This is a genomic window from Actinomadura sp. 3N508, assembly GCF_044326375.1.
Lineage (GTDB): Bacteria > Actinomycetota > Actinomycetes > Streptosporangiales > Streptosporangiaceae > Spirillospora.
The window spans coordinates 944,151-960,951 of the sequence record NZ_JBIRAX010000002.1; the positions used below are offsets into that span (position 1 = coordinate 944,151).

14 protein-coding genes and 1 riboswitch are annotated in these 16,801 nt (G+C 70.4%); of the genes, 11 read left to right on the forward strand and 3 right to left on the reverse strand.

Annotated features, from left to right (window positions below; translation table 11 throughout):
* Positions 1-73 precede the first annotated feature (73 nt).
* Both ACH34S_RS10610 and ACH34S_RS10615 read right to left on the reverse strand, forming a co-directional pair.
* The gene (locus tag ACH34S_RS10610) at positions 74-1,072 is read right to left on the reverse strand and encodes a ribonucleotide-diphosphate reductase subunit beta (RefSeq protein WP_395952324.1); all 999 of its coding nucleotides are present in this window, start codon (positions 1,070-1,072) and stop codon (positions 74-76) included.
* A complete protein-coding gene (locus ACH34S_RS10615; RefSeq protein WP_395952325.1) occupies positions 1,072-3,384 on the reverse strand; it encodes a ribonucleoside-diphosphate reductase subunit alpha in 2,313 nt (770 codons plus the stop codon). Before ACH34S_RS10615 ends, ACH34S_RS10610 begins: the two co-directional genes overlap by 1 nt.
* A 149-nt stretch (positions 3,385-3,533) precedes the next feature.
* A riboswitch (cobalamin riboswitch) is annotated at positions 3,534-3,698 on the reverse strand.
* 174 nt (positions 3,699-3,872) lie between these two features.
* Between ACH34S_RS10615 and ACH34S_RS10620 the strand changes: the two genes are divergently transcribed.
* From ACH34S_RS10620 to ACH34S_RS10670, 11 genes are all read left to right on the forward strand, one after another.
* A complete protein-coding gene (locus tag ACH34S_RS10620; protein WP_395952326.1) occupies positions 3,873-4,589 on the forward strand; it encodes a hypothetical protein in 717 nt (238 codons plus the stop codon).
* A 110-nt stretch (positions 4,590-4,699) separates the two neighbouring features.
* Positions 4,700-5,437, forward strand: coding sequence for a YcnI family protein (locus ACH34S_RS10625; protein WP_395952327.1), 738 nt, complete (start codon positions 4,700-4,702; stop codon positions 5,435-5,437).
* Between the two features lie 65 nt (positions 5,438-5,502).
* Positions 5,503-6,078 carry a copper resistance protein CopC gene (locus tag ACH34S_RS10630; RefSeq protein WP_395952328.1) on the forward strand — a complete coding sequence of 192 codons (576 nt, stop codon included), beginning with the start codon at positions 5,503-5,505 and terminating at the stop codon, positions 6,076-6,078.
* Between the two features lie 89 nt (positions 6,079-6,167).
* Complete coding sequence (locus ACH34S_RS10635; protein ID WP_395952329.1) at positions 6,168-6,938, forward strand: group II truncated hemoglobin; 771 nt, start codon at positions 6,168-6,170, stop codon at positions 6,936-6,938.
* Between the two features lie 500 nt (positions 6,939-7,438).
* Positions 7,439-7,894, forward strand: coding sequence for an SRPBCC domain-containing protein (locus ACH34S_RS10640; RefSeq protein WP_395952330.1), 456 nt, complete (start codon positions 7,439-7,441; stop codon positions 7,892-7,894).
* The gene (locus ACH34S_RS10645; RefSeq protein WP_395952331.1) at positions 7,891-8,262 is read left to right on the forward strand and encodes an ArsR/SmtB family transcription factor; all 372 of its coding nucleotides are present in this window, start codon (positions 7,891-7,893) and stop codon (positions 8,260-8,262) included. Before ACH34S_RS10640 ends, ACH34S_RS10645 begins: the two co-directional genes overlap by 4 nt.
* Before the next feature lie 87 nt (positions 8,263-8,349).
* Positions 8,350-9,807 (forward strand): serine/threonine protein kinase, encoded by a 1,458-nt coding sequence (locus tag ACH34S_RS10650; RefSeq protein WP_395952431.1) that lies wholly within the window; start codon positions 8,350-8,352, stop codon positions 9,805-9,807.
* Positions 9,808-9,938: 131 nt separating this feature from the next.
* Complete coding sequence (locus ACH34S_RS10655; protein ID WP_395952332.1) at positions 9,939-11,621, forward strand: AMP-binding protein; 1,683 nt, start codon at positions 9,939-9,941, stop codon at positions 11,619-11,621.
* Complete coding sequence (locus tag ACH34S_RS10660; protein ID WP_395952333.1) at positions 11,618-13,243, forward strand: AMP-binding protein; 1,626 nt, start codon at positions 11,618-11,620, stop codon at positions 13,241-13,243. The genes ACH34S_RS10655 and ACH34S_RS10660 overlap by 4 nt, the downstream gene beginning before the upstream one ends.
* Positions 13,244-13,390: 147 nt before the next feature.
* The gene (locus ACH34S_RS10665; protein ID WP_395952334.1) at positions 13,391-14,257 is read left to right on the forward strand and encodes a response regulator transcription factor; all 867 of its coding nucleotides are present in this window, start codon (positions 13,391-13,393) and stop codon (positions 14,255-14,257) included.
* 345 nt (positions 14,258-14,602) lie between these two features.
* Positions 14,603-15,232 carry a TetR/AcrR family transcriptional regulator gene (locus ACH34S_RS10670; protein ID WP_395952335.1) on the forward strand — a complete coding sequence of 210 codons (630 nt, stop codon included), beginning with the start codon at positions 14,603-14,605 and terminating at the stop codon, positions 15,230-15,232.
* Positions 15,233-15,313: 81 nt separating this feature from the next.
* Here the strand turns inward: ACH34S_RS10670 and ACH34S_RS10675 are convergent, their stop codons facing one another.
* Positions 15,314-16,714 carry a GntP family permease gene (locus tag ACH34S_RS10675; protein ID WP_395952336.1) on the reverse strand — a complete coding sequence of 467 codons (1,401 nt, stop codon included), beginning with the start codon at positions 16,712-16,714 and terminating at the stop codon, positions 15,314-15,316.
* Between the last annotated feature and the right edge of the window lie 87 nt (positions 16,715-16,801).

Sequence of the window (16,801 nt, forward strand, 5' to 3'; positions counted from 1 at the left end):
AGTACCGGGATCCGCAAGACGCGCAACGGCCTGGCTCCGGAGCACCGTCCAGAGCCAGGCCGCCACGTAGCGTTCAGAAGGCTTCGTTTAGGGAGACGGTTCCCTCCACGCCTATCTGGTACGCCGAGACGCGACGTTCGAAGAAGTTTGAGAGCTCCTGGACGTCCTGTAGCTCCATGAAGGCGAACGGGTTCGGCGTGCCGTAGCGGGCCGGGAGGCCGAGGCGGACCAGGCGCTGGTCCGCGACGTACTCCAGGTAGGCGCGCATGTCGTCCGCGCTCATCCCGGGCAGGCCGTCGCCGCACAGGTCTCGGGCGAAGTCGAGTTCCGCCTGGACGGCCTCGTCCAGCATCCGCGTGACCTGCTCCGTCAGCTCGGCGTCGAACAGTTCCGGCTCCTCCGCCCGGACGGTGTCGACCACGGAGAACGCGAACTCCATGTGCGCGGACTCGTCGCGGAACACCCAGTTGGTTCCCGAGGCGAGGCCGTTCAGCAGCCCGCGCGAGCGGAGCCAGTACACGTAGGCGAAGGCGCCGTAGAAGAACAGCCCCTCGATGCACGCCGCGAAACAGATCAGGTTCAGGAGGAACGCGCGACGGTCTGCGGCGGTGCGGAGTTCGTCCAGGGAGCCGAGCGAGTCGATCCAGCGGAAGCAGAACTCCGCCTTGGAGCGGATGGACGGTATGTGCTCGATGGCGGCGAACGCCTTGGCGCGTTCGTCCTGGTCGGGCAGGTAGGTGTCGAGGAGGGTCAAGTAGAACTGGACGTGCACGGCCTCCTCGAACAGCTGGCGCGACAGGTAGAGGCGGGCCTCGGGTGCGTTGACGTGCTTGTAGAGGTTGAGCACCAGGTTGTTCGCCACGATCGAGTCGCCGGTGGCGAAGAACGCGACGAGCCGGTTGACCAGGTGCAGTTCCGCGGGCGTCAGGCGGGCGAGGTCCACGAGGTCGGACGCGAGATCGACCTCCTCGACCGTCCACGTGTTGCGGATCGCGGCGCGGTAGCGCTCGTAGAAGTCGGGGTAGCGCATGGGCCGCAGCGTCAGGTCCATGCCGGGGTTGAGCAGCTTCATCACTGGCAGGCCTCGCAGGTCTCGGGGTTTTCGAGGGAGCAGACGGCCGCCGCCACCGTGGTCTGGGCGATGCGGGTAGCGGGGCGTGAGCGGAGGTAGTACGTGGTCTTGAGGCCGCTTCGCCACGCGTAGGCGTACATCGAGGAGAGCTTGCCGATGGTCGGCGTCTCCATGAACAGGTTCAGCGAGTGGGACTGGTCGATGTACGGGGTCCGGGCCGCGGCGAGGTCGATCAGCGATTTCTGCGGGAGCTCCCATGCGGTGCGGTAGAGGGCCAGCATGTCGTCCGGCAGGTCGACGAGGCCCTGGACGGAGCCGTTCGCCTTCTTGATCGCCTCCCGGACGGCCGGCGTCCACAGCCCGAGCGACTTCAGATCGTCCACCAGATAACCGTTGATCTGCAGGAACTCGCCGGACAGCGTCTCGCGCTTGAACAGGTTGGAGACCTGGGGCTCGATGCACTCGTAGCAGCCCGCGATGGACGCGATCGTCGCGGTCGGCGCGATGGCGATCAGCAGCGAGTTGCGCAGCCCGACCTCGGCGACGCGCGCCCGCACCCGCTCCCATTCGCCGGGACGGGTCGGCGCGGCGTCCGGGAAATGGTCCAGGTGGAGCTGGCCGTGGGCGGTGCGCGTCCGGTCGTAGGCGGGCAGCGGGCCGTGCTCGGCGGCGAGGTCGGCGGACGCGTCGTAGGCGGCCAGGGCGATCTCCTCCGCGATGCGCGTCGACAGCGCTCGGGCCTCGTCGGAGTCGAACGGCAGGCGGAGCGTGAAGAAGACGTCCGCGAGACCCATCACGCCCAGGCCCACCGGACGCCATTTCCTGTTCGCCGTTTCCGCTTCCGGGGTCGGGTAGAAGCCGCGGTCGATGGTCCGGTCGAGGAACCGGATCGCCGTGCGGACCGTGGAGCGCAGCCGCTCCCAATCCATGCCGGACGGCCCGACGTGCGCGGCGAGGTTCACCGATCCGAGGTTGCACACGGCCGCTTCGCCGTCGCTCGTCACCTCCAGGATTTCGGTGCACAGGTTCGACAGGTGGACGGTCTGACCCGGTTCAAGGGTCTGGTTGCAGGAGCGGTTGGCGGCGTCCTTGAACGTCATCCATCCGTTGCCCGTCTCGGCGAGCGTCCGCATCATCCGCCCGTAGAGCTTGCGGGCCGGGAGCTGCCGGACGAACCGTCCCGCCTTCTCCGCCGCCCGGTACGCCTCGTCGAACGCGTCGCCCCACAGGTCCGCCAGCTCGGGGACCTCCTTCGGGTCGAACAGCGACCATGTCCCGTCCTGCTCGACGCGGCGCATGAACTCGTCCGGGATCCAGTTGGCGAGGTTGAGGTTGTGGGCGCGGCGCGCGTCCTCGCCCGTGTTGTCGCGCAGCTCCAGGAACTCCTCGACGTCGGCGTGCCACGGCTCCAGGTACACGCACGCCGCGCCCTTCCGGCGCCCGCCCTGGTTGACGGCCGCGACGGACGAGTCGAGCGTCCGCAGCCACGGGACGATCCCGTTCGAGTGGCCGTTCGTGCCGCGGATCAGCGAGCCTCGGGAGCGGACCTTCGTCCAGGAGATCCCGATGCCGCCCGCGTACTTGCTGAGCCGCGCCACCTGCCCGTACCGCTCGTAGATCGACTCCAGCTCGTCGCGCGGCGAGTCGAGCAGGAAGCAGGACGAGAGCTGCGGGCGGCGGGCGGCGGAGTTGAAGAGCGTTGGTGAGCTGGGCAGATACGAGAGGGTGCTCAGCAGCGCGTACAGATCGGCGGCCTCGTCGACGGAGTCGGCCAAGCCGCACGCCACGCGCAGGAGGAAGTGCTGCGGACGTTCGAGGACGAGCCTCGATCGCGGATGCCTCAGCAGGTAGCGGTCATAGAGCGTCCGGAGGCCGAAGTACTCGAAGCGGTCGTCGGCGGACGGGTCGATGAGGGCGTTGAGCACGGACGCGTTGGCGGCGACGAACGCGGCCGGAGCGTCCGCGAGGAGACCCTCCCGGTGCGCGGTGGCGACCGATTCGGCGAACGTCCGGACCCCGGCGGACGTCGCCTCGTCCCGTATCCGCAGCCCGAGCAGGCGCGCCGCGACCTTGGAATATCCGGGTTCGGAAGGAACCAGCGCGCTCGCCTCACCGATGGCCAGATCGCGCAGCACCGCCGCCGCGTCCGGGCCGTCCATCCCTTCCCCCGTGCGGACGGCGGCCAGCACCCGCCCCGGCTCGACGTCCGGCACCCCGTCGCAGGCGGCCTCGACTTCGGCGGCGACGGCCGCGGCGGCCTGCGCGAACGCCGTCGTGCGCGGCTCCACCGGTACGGCCAGGTCCTGTGTCACGTGCTCTCTCCCCTCGCAGCCGCCCCGCGGACGGCATGCGAACGGGACACGAGCGGCCCGACCGATGGGCACACCGCGCTCCGCCCCCGGCCCACCCGCGAAGCCTGGACGTGTCGATCCGAGGGGCGACCCCGGATCATCGTGCGGGCAGGTCTTCGGACTCGCGGGCACCGCGCCTTCCCGGAACCGGACGAAGGCGCGTCCTACTGGCCGTCGCTTCCCAGGCCGGTGGATTCCGGCCCAGTGCGTGAATACGGCGGTCGTTCCCACTCACCGCTGCGGGGCAGTCCCGGACTCGCACCGGGTTCCCTCTTGCGACGCCCCCGCCGACGAAACGGCGCCGCCGACCAGCGGCGGGGGCGAACCAGCACGGGATTGAACCCTACATGTAGTTGACGATCTTTGCACAACCCCAAGATGTTGGGCGTGTCAGAAAGGGCACGGGGCGACTATCCGGACGCCGGATGTGGTGGGACGATGGTCACGCCATGTCCCCGCGTCCCCCGCAACCGGGCTTCCGAACCGCGCGCGCGGTGGTGTTCGCCACCGTGTGCGTCACGCTGGCGACCGCCGGGCACGTCCTCGCATCGGGGACGGTGATCCCCATCTGGGCGGTCCTGACGGGGTTCGTGGCCGTGCTGGGCGTGACGCACGTGCTGGCGGGCCACGAACGGTCATTGGCGACGATCCTCGGCGGCCTTCTGGGCGGCCAGTTCGCGCTGCACGCGCTCTTCACGAGCGCCACCGACCCGGTCAACCCGCCCTTCGCGTCTCTGCAAGACCCGGCCGCGCGCGCCGCGGCCCTGCACCAAGCCGGGATGCACGACACCGCCGGCCCGGGCGCGGCGATGGTGGGCTCGGACATCCTGCTGCCCGTCACGCAGCTCACCGGCGGCGCGACGATGACGCTCGCGCACACCGTCGCCGCGCTGGTCGCGGCATGGTGGCTGCGCCGCGGGGAGCGGGCCGCGTGGTCGCTGGCCCGGCGGGTCGCGGGCGCGGCCGACCGGTCGATCCGGCTGGTCTGGCTGCTGCTGCTCGCGTTCCTCACCACCGAACCCGCCGCGGCCCCGCCGCGCATCACCGCCGCCGCACCGGCGACGGCCGCCCTCATGGCGATCGGCCGGACGCTGCGGCATCAGGTCGTCCGGCGGGGTCCCCCGCCGCGTTCGAGGGCGCTCGCCCGCACACTTCCTTCCAGCTGACCTGCGGGCCTGCGGGCCTGCTGACCCGCTGAGCGAGCGCCGTACGTCACCGGACGCCGACCCCGGCGCTTCCGGAATTTCCCGTACGTAGACTCGAACGGAAACCCGCCATGCCTTCTCTTTCTCATGCCCGCCCGTCCGGCGCCACCGCCCGCAGGCTGGGCGCCGTCGCAGGCCTTGCCGCCGTGTCCGTGCTCGGCCTGGCCACCGCCGCGTCCGCGCACGTCACCGTCAACCCGAAGACCGCCGAGCAGGGGACGTACGCCAAGGTGGCGTTCCGCGTGCCGAACGAGCGCGACAACGCGTCCACCACCAAGCTGGTGGTGCACCTGCCGGCCGACCGTCCGCTGTCGTCGGTGTCGGTCCGGCCCGTCCCCGGCTGGACGGTGAAGGCCGAGAAGACCAAGCTCGCGACCCCGATCAAGACCGAGGGCGGCGAGCAGACCGAGGCCGTCACCAGGATCACCTGGTCCGGCGGCAAGATCGACCCCGGCACCTTCCAGGAGTTCGACGTCTCCATGGGACGGCTGCCGGCCGACACCGGAGAACTGATGTTCAAAGCCGACCAGACATACTCGAACGGCGAGGTCGTGAAGTGGGACCAGCCGCCGGCCGCCGAGGGGGCGGCCGAACCCGAGCACCCGGCGCCCGTGCTCAAGCTGGTCCCGAAGGGCCAGGGCCAGCAGTCCGCGGTCGGGCTGACCGCGACCACGCAGGGCAAGTCGGCCGCCACGGTGTCCGCCGATGACGGCACCGCACGGCTGCTCGGCGGGGTCGGCATCGCCGTCGGCGTCCTCGGCCTCGTGGTCGGCGGCTACGGCCTGACCCGCGCCCGGAGCCGGTCATGACCCGCGCGAAGACGGCGGAACGGCTCACGCCCGGCCACGCAGCGGGACGGCGTGCGCCCGGTCGCATGGCAGCGCGCATCGCGGCGGGGGCGCTGGCCGTCGGGACGGTGCTTGCGGTGTCCGCGGCACCGGCCTCGGCGCACACCGCGCTGACGGCGTCCAACCCGAAGAAGGGCTCGTCGGTCGCGGCCCCTTCGGAGATCGTCCTGACCTATACGGAGAACATCCGGCTGCCGCGCGTGCTGCTCACCGACGCGTCCGGCAAGCAGTACCAGGCGGGAACCGCCAAGGCCGTCGACAACAAGGTCACCCAGCCGGTCAGCGGCGCGTTGCCGAACGGGAAGTACACGGTCGGCTGGCGGGTCGTGTCGGTGGACGGTCATCCGGTGTCGGGCACCTACAAGTTCACGGTGGAGGGCTCGGCGACGGGCACGGGCGGTTCGTCCGGTTCGACGGCGTCGCCCGGTGCCGCGAGTTCGGACCCCTTCGTTCCGGCGGCGTCCCCGTCGAACGCCGCGTCGTCCGAGAGCTCGGGCGGCGGCTCGTCCGGCTGGCTGTGGATCGGGCTGATCGCGCTCGTCATCGCCGGGGCGGCCGGTGCCGTCGCCTGGTTCCGCCGCTCGTCCACGTCTGAGGGCTGACGGCCGAACGACAAAGACGATCATTCTGCTTCCGGTCGGGTGATTACAGGATTACAGTGATTACCCGACCGGTCGCAGCTGGGGGTTCCATGATCGTCGAATACATCCGCTACCGCATCGACCCGTCCGAGACGGACGGGTTCGAGGCCGCCTACGCACGCGCGTCCGCCGCCTTGGCCGCCGCGCCGCAATGCGTGGACTACGAACTGTCCCGGTGCGTCGAGGAGCCCGCCTCCTACATCCTTCGCATCGGCTGGACGTCCGCCGACGACCACCTCAAGGGCTTCCGAGGCGGCGAGCACTTCCCCGCCTTCTTCGCCGAGATCAAGCCGTACGTCCAGCAGATCGAGGAGATGCGGCACTACGAGCGGACGTCCGTGCGCGGCGCGGGCGGGTCCGTCCCGACGATGTACGAGTGGGCGGGCGGCACCGAGGCGTTCGAGCGGCTCACCGAGGTCTTCTACACGAACGTGTTGAAAGACGACCTCCTCCGCCCCCTCTTCGAGCACATGGCCCCGGACCACCCGAAATGGGTCGCGATCTGGCTGAGCGAGGTCTTCCGCGGCCCGGAGCGCTACAGCGCCGAGCGCGGCGGCTACCACCACATGGTCCGGCAGCATCTCGGCAAGGCCATCACCGAGCCGCAGCGGCGCCGCTGGGTGTCGCTCCTGATGGACGCCGCAGACGAGGTCGGCCTCCCGGACGATCCCGAGTTCCGCGCCGCGTTCACGTCCTACATCGAGTGGGGGACGCGCATCGCCCTCGCCAACTCCCAGCCGGACGCGAAACCGCCGCTGGAGGCCCCGGTGCCGCACTGGGGCTGGGGCGTGGCCCCGCCCTACATCCCCTCCAAACCCTGACGCGTCAGAGCGGGCATATGCCGTGGTGGGTGGGACCTGTCGTGTAAAGGAGCTTCTCGGCGAGGATCTCGGCGGCGAGGCTCCGCCGATGGACGAGCTTAGTCCGCACGGTCGGAATCGAGACGTCCGCCCGGCATCGGCGAGCCCGAACGGGACCATCGCGCGGTACTGGACGCCCCACCAGGCGACCGGGAACACCCCGGGCCCGGTGCCGCCCGGCTGCGTCCCGAACCTCGACGAGATGCGCGCCCACGGCCTGCCCCCACGCCCGTCCGGCGGAAACACCCGGTCCATCCCCGAGTTCCCCAGGGTCGGCGACGAGCTGCTCATCAAAACGAGCAGAGCGATCGGGATGAATCCGGGTGAGCACCGCCCGGACAAGATCCAGGACGGAGACCCAGGACCAAAACGCAACCAACGGTTGCGCATCACCACTCACCAGGGTTACAGTGATCGCGCAACCAAAGGTTGCAAATGAATCCACAGCAAGGAGAACGGCGATGAGCATCGAGCACGAGATCCTGATCGACGCACCCGTGGACGTCGTCTGGCGGACGGTGACGGAGCCGGAGCAGATCGCCCAGTGGTTCAGCGACAAGGCGGAGATCGACCTGAAAGCGGGCGGCGACGGCACGCTGACCTGGGTCGACAAGGAGACGGCCGCGCAGGAGCAGGCGAAGCTCGTCGTGGCCGCGGTCGAGCCGCCGCACCGGTTCGCCTACCGCTGGGGCAATCCCGAAGGCACCCGGCCGGGCGAGGGCAACTCGACCCTGGTCGAGTTCAAGCTCGTCCCGGACGGCGAGCGTACGCTGCTGCGCGTGACCGAGACCGGCCTGGACGAGACCGACTGGACCGACGAGCGGAAGACCGCCTACGTCGACGACCACAACGAGGGCTGGTCCAAGCACCTCGCCGACCTGGCCACGTACGCGACGACGGGGGTCTCGCCCAAGTGACCGAGCATGACGAGGAGCTGCTGGCGGCGGTCGCGGAACCGAGCCGCCGCCGGCTCCTCGACGTGCTGCTCGCCAAGGGCGAGGCGACACCCACCGCCCTAGCCGGCGAACTGCCGTTCACGCGTCAGGCCGTCGCGAAACACCTGGCCGTCCTGCAACGCACCGGCCTGGTGACAGCGCGCCGCGACGGCCGGGAGGTCCGCTACACCGTCCACCCCGACCGCCTGGACGAGGCGTGCCGCGCCCTAGCGGACGTGGCCTCCCGCTGGAACACCCGCCTCCAACGGATCAAGACCCTCGCCGAGTCCGCCCACCGCGAATCCCATCGCGAACCCGAGCCCGCGGCTCAACAGGACGAGCGCCACTGACCGACTCTGGTCTGTGGCGCGCTGGTCCAGAGGGTTGAGGCCGCCAGACACGAATGTTCGTCTGTCATGCTTTTTTGCGTGGTCGAGATGATCGGGCGATACCGGCTGGTTCGGAAGCTTGGCCGCGGCGGAATGGGGACGGTGTGGCTCGCCGAGGACGGCGGCGGGCGGCCCGTCGCGGTCAAGGTCATCAACGACGAGCTGGCACGCGAGCCCGAGTTCCGCGAGCGGTTCCGGCAGGAGGTGGAGGCGGCGCGGCGGGTGCGGCGGTTCTGCACGGCGCCGGTCCTGGACGCCGGTCTCGACCAGGACCCGCTGTGGGTGGCCACCGACTTCATCGACGGCCCGACCGTGCGGGAGGCGGTGTCCGCCCACGGCCCGCTACGCGGAGCCGATCTGGACGCGCTCGCGGTCGGTATCGCGACGGCCCTGTCCGCCATCCACCAGGCCAGGTTGATCCACCGGGACCTCAAACCGTCCAACGTGCTGCTGTCGCCGGTAGGTCCGCGCGTCATCGATTTCGGCATCGCCCGCGCTCTGGATGCCACCGGGCAGTTGACGCGTACGGGAACGGTCATCGGCACGCCCGGCTACATCGCGCCCGAGCTGTTGGCCGGTGGCCTGCCGCTACCGGCCGCCGACGTGTTCTGCTGGGGGGCCGTCGTCGCCTATGCGGGCACGGGCCGGCCTCCCTTCGCCGGGGCCGGCGGCGCCGAGATCAACGACCGGGTTCAACACGCCGAGCCTGATCTGGACGGTCTCGAACCACATCTTCGCCAACTCGTCGCGCGTGCCCTCGCCAAGGATCCCACCGCCCGGCCGACCGTTCCGCAGCTGCTCTCCGAGCTCACCGGCTCGCCGTCCGCCCCACCCCCCGGCGGGGACCCGCACACCCGTCGGCTAGCAACGCGGGTCGATCCTCCCGCTGCCCGGCGGCTCGCCTGGTACGCGGGTCTGGGCGCGGTCGCGCTCGTCGCGGCCGGTGGCGTCGCGCTCGCCCTGGCCGCATACAACGGGAATACCGGAGCGGGAGGCGGGGGCCGTGCCGCGACGGTGACCCCGCCCGCCACCAGCGCCACACCCTCGGCGTCACCCACGAGCCCGCAGCCCGCCACCGCGCCTGCGCCCAACGCGCCGCCCAGTGCGCAATCCCCTCTGTCGAGCCCTGGCCCGATCACCAACACCGCCAGCGGACTGTGCATCGACACCGACGGCCCTCAGGGGCCCGGTGTCCACGTGCAAGTCCGAAAGTGCGGCCACTTCAGCGGCCAGGAATGGAGCTACGACCCGGCCACTCAGCACCTCGCCAACCCACCCAGCGAACTGTGCCTGGACACGGCGGGACCTCCCGCCGAGGGTGTCAGCGCGGTACTGAACAGGTGCGGGAACTACACCGGCCAGCAGTGGCGATACGACCCCGGCACCGGCCGGTTCACCAACGTCACGAGCGGCTTGTGCCTGGACACAGCCGGGCCCCCTGCCAACTACGTCCCTCTGGTGCTCAACCCCTGCGGCAACTACACCGGCCAAGGCTGGCACGGCTGACTCGCACCTTCGTGCCGTGATCGACATTGGCGGCGGGCGGGTAGGACTACCCCCGTTCGGGGGTGGCGTGGGTCACTCCGGATGGCGAACGATCCCCCTGACGGGTGTCCGTGCGGCTACGAGGAGAGACCATGCCCGCAGTCGAGTTCCGTGCGGCGCGCGACTTCCTGCTCGCGCATCGCGACGACTACGCGACGGCGTACGAGAAGTTCCGCTGGCCCGTCCTGACCGGGTTCAACTGGGCGCTGGACTGGTTCGACAAGATCGCCGAGAGCAACGACTCGCCCGCGCTGTGGATCGTGGAGGAGGACGGCTCCGAGGCGCGCTACTCGTTCTCGCAGATGGCGCGGCGGTCGAACCAGGTGGCGAACCTGCTGCGGCGGTCGGGCGTGCGGCGGGGCGACCGGATCATCCTGATGCTCGGCAACCAGGTCGAGCTGTGGGAGACGGTGCTGGCGGCGATGAAGATCGGCGCCGTGCTGATTCCGTCGACGCCGCTGCTGGGGACGGCCGATCTCCAGGACCGGCTGATCCGTGGCAAGGCCCGGCATGTGGTGGTCGGGTCGGCGGACGCCGGGAAGTTCGACGGCGTCCAGGGCGACTTCACGAAGATCGCCGTGGGCGAGCCGGTGGACGGGTGGGTGCGGTACGCGGAGGCGTATGAGGAGGCGGAGTCGTTCACCCCGTATGGGCTCACGATGTCGGGCGACACCCTGTTGCTGTACTTCACCTCTGGGACGACGGCTAAGCCGAAGCTGGTCGAGCACACGCACGCGTCCTATCCGGCCGGGCATCTGTCGACGATGTATTGGATTGGGCTGCGGCCAGGAGATGTCCATCTGAACATCTCGTCGCCGGGCTGGGCCAAGCACGCGTGGAGCAACGTGTTCGCGCCGTGGGACGCGGAGGCTTGCGTCTTCATCTTCAACTACACGCGGTTCGACGCTGATCGGCTGCTCGACACCCTGGAGCGGTGCGGGGTCTCTAGCTTCTGTGCGCCGCCCACTGTCTGGCGGATGCTGATCCAGGCCGATCTGGGACGGCTCGCCAACCCGCCGCGTGAGGTTGTGGCGGCCGGTGAGCCGCTCAATCCCGAGGTGATCGAGCGGGTCAAGGACGCCTGGGGCCGGACGATCCGGGACGGCTTCGGGCAGACCGAGACCACCGTGCAGATCGCCAACACCCCGGGGCAGAAGGTCAAGCCGGGCTCGATGGGACGTCCTGTGCCGGGCTACCGGGTCGCGCTGATCGATCCCGTGACCGGGGAGCCTGGCGAGGAGGGCGAGATCTGCCTTGACCTGGAGGATCGTCCGCTCGGGCTGATGGTCGGGTACCACGGTGACGACGCGCGCACCGATGAGGCGATGGCGGGCGGCTACTACCACACCGGCGACATCGGCTCCCGGGACGAAGACGGATACATCACCTATGTCGGCCGCTCCGACGACGTGTTCAAGGCGTCCGACTACAAGATCTCGCCGTTCGAGCTGGAGAGCGTGCTGATCGAGCACGAGGCCGTCGCGGAGGCCGCCGTGGTGCCCTCGCCCGACCCGGTCAGGGCCGCCGTGCCGAAGGCGTACGTGACGCTGGCGGCGGGCTGGGAACCGGACGCCGACACCGCGAAGGCGATCTTCGAGCACAGCCGGGCGCAGCTGTCGCCGTACAAGCGGATCCGGCTGCTGGAGTTCGGCGCGCTGCCGAAGACGATCTCCGGCAAGATCCGCCGCGTCGAGCTGCGGACGAGCGAGATCGACAAGCATCCGGGCGCGGACGACCGGCCCGAAGGCGAGTTCCGCGAGGAGGACCTGCGGTGACCCTCTCGTACGCGTCGGGCGTGTCCGGCACGCCGCTGCTCGGCGACACGATCGGCGCGAACCTCGCCAAGACGGTCGCCGCGTTCGCCGACCGCGACGCGCTGGTCGAGCGGGCCTCCGGCCGCCGCTGGACGTACGCGCAGCTCGCCGACGACGTGGACGCCGTCGCGCTCGGCCTGCGCGAGCGCGGCGTCGTCAAGGGCGACCGGGTCGGGATCTGGTCGCCGAACTGCGCGGAGTGGACGCTCGTCCAGTACGCGACGGCCAAGCTCGGCGCGATCCTCGTCAACATCAACCCGGCGTACCGGGTGCATGAGCTGGAGTTCGTCCTTAACCAGGCGGGGATCAGGACGCTGGTGTCGGCGCCCGCGTTCAAGACCTCCGACTACGCGGCGATGATCGAGCGGGTCAGGCCGGAGTGCGCCGCGCTGCGGGACGTCGTGCTCGTCGGCACCCCGCAGTGGGACGAGCTGATGGCGGCGGGCCGCGCGGAAGACCCCGCCGTCCTCGACGAGATCGGCCGGACGCTCACCGCCGACGACCCCATCAACATCCAGTACACGTCCGGGACGACGGGCTTCCCCAAAGGCGCGACGCTCTCGCACCACAACATCCTGAACAACGGCTTCTTCGTCGGCGAACTGTGCGCGTACGACGAGGAGGACCGCGTGTGCGTTCCCGTGCCCTTCTACCACTGCTTTGGCATGGTCATGGGCAACCTCGCGGCGACGAGCCACGGCGCGTGCGTCGTCATCCCGGCGCCGGCGTTCGACCCGAAGGCGACGCTGGACGCCGTCGCCGCCGAACGGTGCACCTCGCTGTACGGGGTGCCGACGATGTTCATCGCCGTCCTGAACGAGCCGTCGCTGGACGACCTCGACCTGTCGAGCCTGCGCACCGGGATCATGGCCGGGTCGCCGTGCCCCGTCGAGGTGATGAAGCAGGTCATCGAGCGGCTCGGGATGGGCGAGGTCGCGATCTGCTACGGCATGACGGAGACGTCCCCGGTGTCGACGCAGACCCGCGCGGGCGACTCGCTCGACCGCCGCGTCTCGACGGTCGGGCGCGTCCAGCCGCATCTGGAGATCAAGATCATCGACCCGGAGACGGGCGTCACCGTCCCGCGCGGGACGCCCGGCGAGTTCTGCACGCGCGGCTATTCGGTGATGCTCGGCTACTGGGACGAGCCCGAGAAGACGGCGGAGGCGATCGACGCCGCCCGCTGGATGCACACCGGCGACCTCGCCGTGATGGATGACGACGGCTACGTCAGCATCACCGGCCGCATCAAGGACATGGTGATCCGCGGCGGCGAGAACATCTACCCGCGCGAGATCGAGGAGTTCCTCTACACCCATCCCGACATCGTGGACGCGCAGGTCATCGGCGTCCCGGACGAGAAGTACGGCGAGGAGCTGATGGCCTGGGTGCGGCTGCGCGAGGGCGTCGCCGGCCTCACCGCCGCCGAACTGCGCACGTACTGCGAGGGCAGGCTCGCCCACTTCAAGATCCCGCGCTACGTGCACGTCGTGGACGAGTTCCCGATGACGGTCACCGGGAAGATCCGCAAGGTGCAGATGCGCGCGGAGGCCGTCGACATCCTGGCCCTCGGCGACGCCTAGAACCCCCCTCCTTCTTCCCGAAGGGCTTTCGGGACGCCGCCTCACCGGGCATGCTCGGAGCATGGGTGCGCCTATCTCGGGGAGCGAACGCCGGGCGAGCGGGGAAGCGCGTTCACCAGTGGCCGGAGACCTTCCGGGGCTCCCAGGATGACGCGCGACGACGCGGGCGCCGTCCGGTCGGCGGTGCTCACCCTGCACCGGACGACCCGGCTCCCCGTGGTGTTCGGCGGCGCCGTGTCCGGGGGCGGGAGCGCGGCGGGCGGCGGGCACGACCGGCTCCGCATCACCGAACTCGTCGGCAACACGACCGATTCGCTGGACGGGCTCGTCGTCCACCACGGCAACGGGCTCGGCGGCAAGGCGATGGCCCTGGCACGCCCGCTCTGGGTCAGCAACTACCCGTGCTCGGCGTCGATCAGCCACGACTACGACAAGCCGGTCTCGCGTGAGGGACTGCTGTCGATCCTCGCGGTGCCGATCGTCGTCCGGCGGCGGGTTCGCGGCGTCCTGTACGGCGCGCTGCGCGAACCGCTGTCGATCGCCGACCGTGTCGTGGGCGCCGCCGTCCAGACCGCCCGCGACCTCGAACAGGACATCGCCGTCCAGGACAGCGCGGACGAGGCGCTCGCCCGTGCGGCGCGTCCCGCCGCCGTTCCCGTCCCGGAGTCGGCTGCCCGGTGGGAGGAGGTCAGGGCGGTCCACGCTGAGCTGCGCGCCCTGGCCGAACGGGTCACGGACGCCCCGACCCGTGATCGCCTCCGCGAGGCGTCGCTCCGCCTCGCCGCCGCCGGGCTGAGCGAGCCGAACGGCTCCGCGCGCCCGGTGCTGTCGCCGCGCGAGCTGGACGTCCTGTCGTATGTGGCGCTCGGCTGCACCAACGCCGAGGCCGCCGACCGCCTGGGCCTGCTCCCCGAAACCGTCAAGAGCTATCTGCGCTCCGCGATGCGCAAGCTGGACAGCCACACCCGCCTGGAGGCCGTCACCACCGCCCGCCGCGCGGGCCTGCTCCCCTAGCCGGCCGCGCCAGACCACGCCTGACCACGCAGGACGGTGAAACCGCGGGGCCGCGCGGTTTTCACTCTCTCCTGCGATCGGCCCGGCGACGGGGTCAGCCCCGCGTGCGGATGCGTCGTCCAGTGCAGATCGGCCCCCGTGGCGCACTGCCTGGACGGACCGCTCACCACACGCCGGCTGCGCCGGGCCGTGATCGCTCGGCCGTCCCGTCCCGCTCCGTGGACGGGGACGTCCGTCCCCCGATATGCACTGGAAACCGTAACATCTCGGCGAACAACAATGTTCGTAGTATTCGTGGTAAACGGCTTACCTCGACGGGCCCGAACACGTTGATAGCTTGTCCGTGTGGACTCCGACGGCTTCCCCTCGCTGCCGCGCGGGCGTCATCACCTCACCCGCGCGCAGGTCTCGGCCTCCCAGCGGGACCGCATGCTCCAGGGCATGACGCAGGCCGTCGGGGAGAAGGGGTACGCCCGCACCACCGTCGCCGACGTGCTGAAGCGGGCGCACGTCTCCCGCGAGACGTTCTACGAGCACTTCGCCGACAAGCAGGCCTGCTTCCTCGCCGCCTACCAGGCCGCCGCCGACCGCATCGAGGGCGTCGTCACCGAGGCGCTCGCGGCGCCCGGCGAACCCGTGATGGGACGGCTCGAACAGGCGTTGTACGCCTACCTGCGGGAGCTGGCGGCGGACGGCGGCGCGGCGCGCATGTTCCTGCTGGAGATCTACGCGGCGGGCCCGGCGGCGACGGCGCTGCGGTACACCGTCCAGCGCGGGTTCGTGGAGATCGTCGCCGGGCTGCTGCGCGAGGACGAGCGGTTCCGCAGGCTGCCGGACCCGGAGTTCGCGTGCGAGATGCTCATCGGCGGCGTCGCGTCCCTTGTGACGGGCATGGTCGCGACCGACCAGCTCGCCGCGCTCCCGAAGCTGTGCGCGCCGATCCTGGCGCACTTCAGGTCGCTCCTCGAACGTTGACGAACGCGGGCCGGTGACCGGCGCCGGGTCGACCGGTGACCGGCGGGGCCGCCGCGCGCAGGCCCCGCCGGTCGGCTCCGGTCAGATGAAAGTGCTCAGGACGGCCGCCATGGCGAAGCCGACGATCGACAGGATCGTCTCCAGCACGGTCCAGGTCTTGATGGTGTCGCGCACGGACATGTTGAAGTAGCGGGAGATGATCCAGAACCCGCCGTCGTTGACGTGCGAGGCGATGATGGAGCCCGCGGAGATCGCGATGGCTATCAGCGCGATGTGCGGGTCGGAGTAGTCCTCGGCCTTCACCAGCGGCGCGACGATGCCGCCCGTGGTGACGATCGCGACGGTCGCCGAGCCCTGCGCGATGCGGAGCCCGCAGGCGATCAGGTAGGCGAGCACGATCACCGGCAGGCCCGCGTCCGACATGGTGGTGGCGAGGGCCTTGCCGACCCCGGTCGCCGACACGACCGCGCCGAAGAACGCGCCGCCGCCGATGACCAGCAAGATCATGCCGATCGGGCGGAGCGACCTGGCGGCGAGGTCCGACAGCTCGGCGGTGCCGATGCCGCGCCGGATGCCCAGCAGGTACATGGCGAGCAGGACGGCGATGGTGAGCGCGACGACGGGGTTGCCGAGGAACGTCAGCGTGGGCAGCAGGGGGCTGTCCTCCCACCAGACGGTGCTGAACGTGGCGAGCAGGATCAGCACCAGCGGCACCGCGATGATCAGCCCGACGAGGGTGAGCGACGGCTCCGGCTCCGGGTCCTTCACCTCCTTCTCGGCCTTTTCCTTCTCCGCGACGACGTACTCGTCCGGCACCTCGATGAAGATGCGCTTGCCGATCCACGCGCCCCACGCGACTCCTGCGACGAGGAACGCGGGGATGCCGCAGATCAGGCCGAAGATGATGAGCCAGCCGAGCGGGACTTCGAGGAGCCCGGCGACCGCCACCGCACCGGGGTGCGGCGGCAGGAACGCGTGCGTCATGGACAGCCCGGCGAGCAGCGGCATCGCGTAGAGGACGAGGGAGCGCCCGCCGCGCCTGGCGGTGATGTAGACCAGCGGCGCGAGGACAAAAATGCCTACGTCGAAAAATACGGGGATGCCGAAGATGAGCCCGGCGAGGCCCATCGCGAGCGGCGCGCCGCGTTCACCGGCGACGCTCAGCAGCCTTCGGGTGAGGACGTCCGCGCCCCCGGACCGCTCCAGGATCGCGCCCAGGATGGTGCCGAGCCCGACGATCGGCGCGATGTGCCCGAGGAGCCCGCCGAAGCCCTTCTCCAGCACCGACTCCCTGGAGCTGAGCGCCGTCCCGACGATCTCCTCGACGCTCAGCCCGGCGACCAGCGCGAGGGCGAGGCCGGAGACGAGCAGCGCGATGAACGGTTCCAGCTTGACCTTGATGATGAGGAACAGCAGGACCGCGATGGACACGGCGCACAGCGTCAGCAGCCCGCCCGTCTCTTCTTGCAGCCAATGGAGCATTGACGTGACCCTCTCGGTGAATGGGGGGTTGGGGGTGCCGAGGGTGTTGGGCGGGGTGGGGTGAGCGGCGGGGGTGAGCGGCGGGGG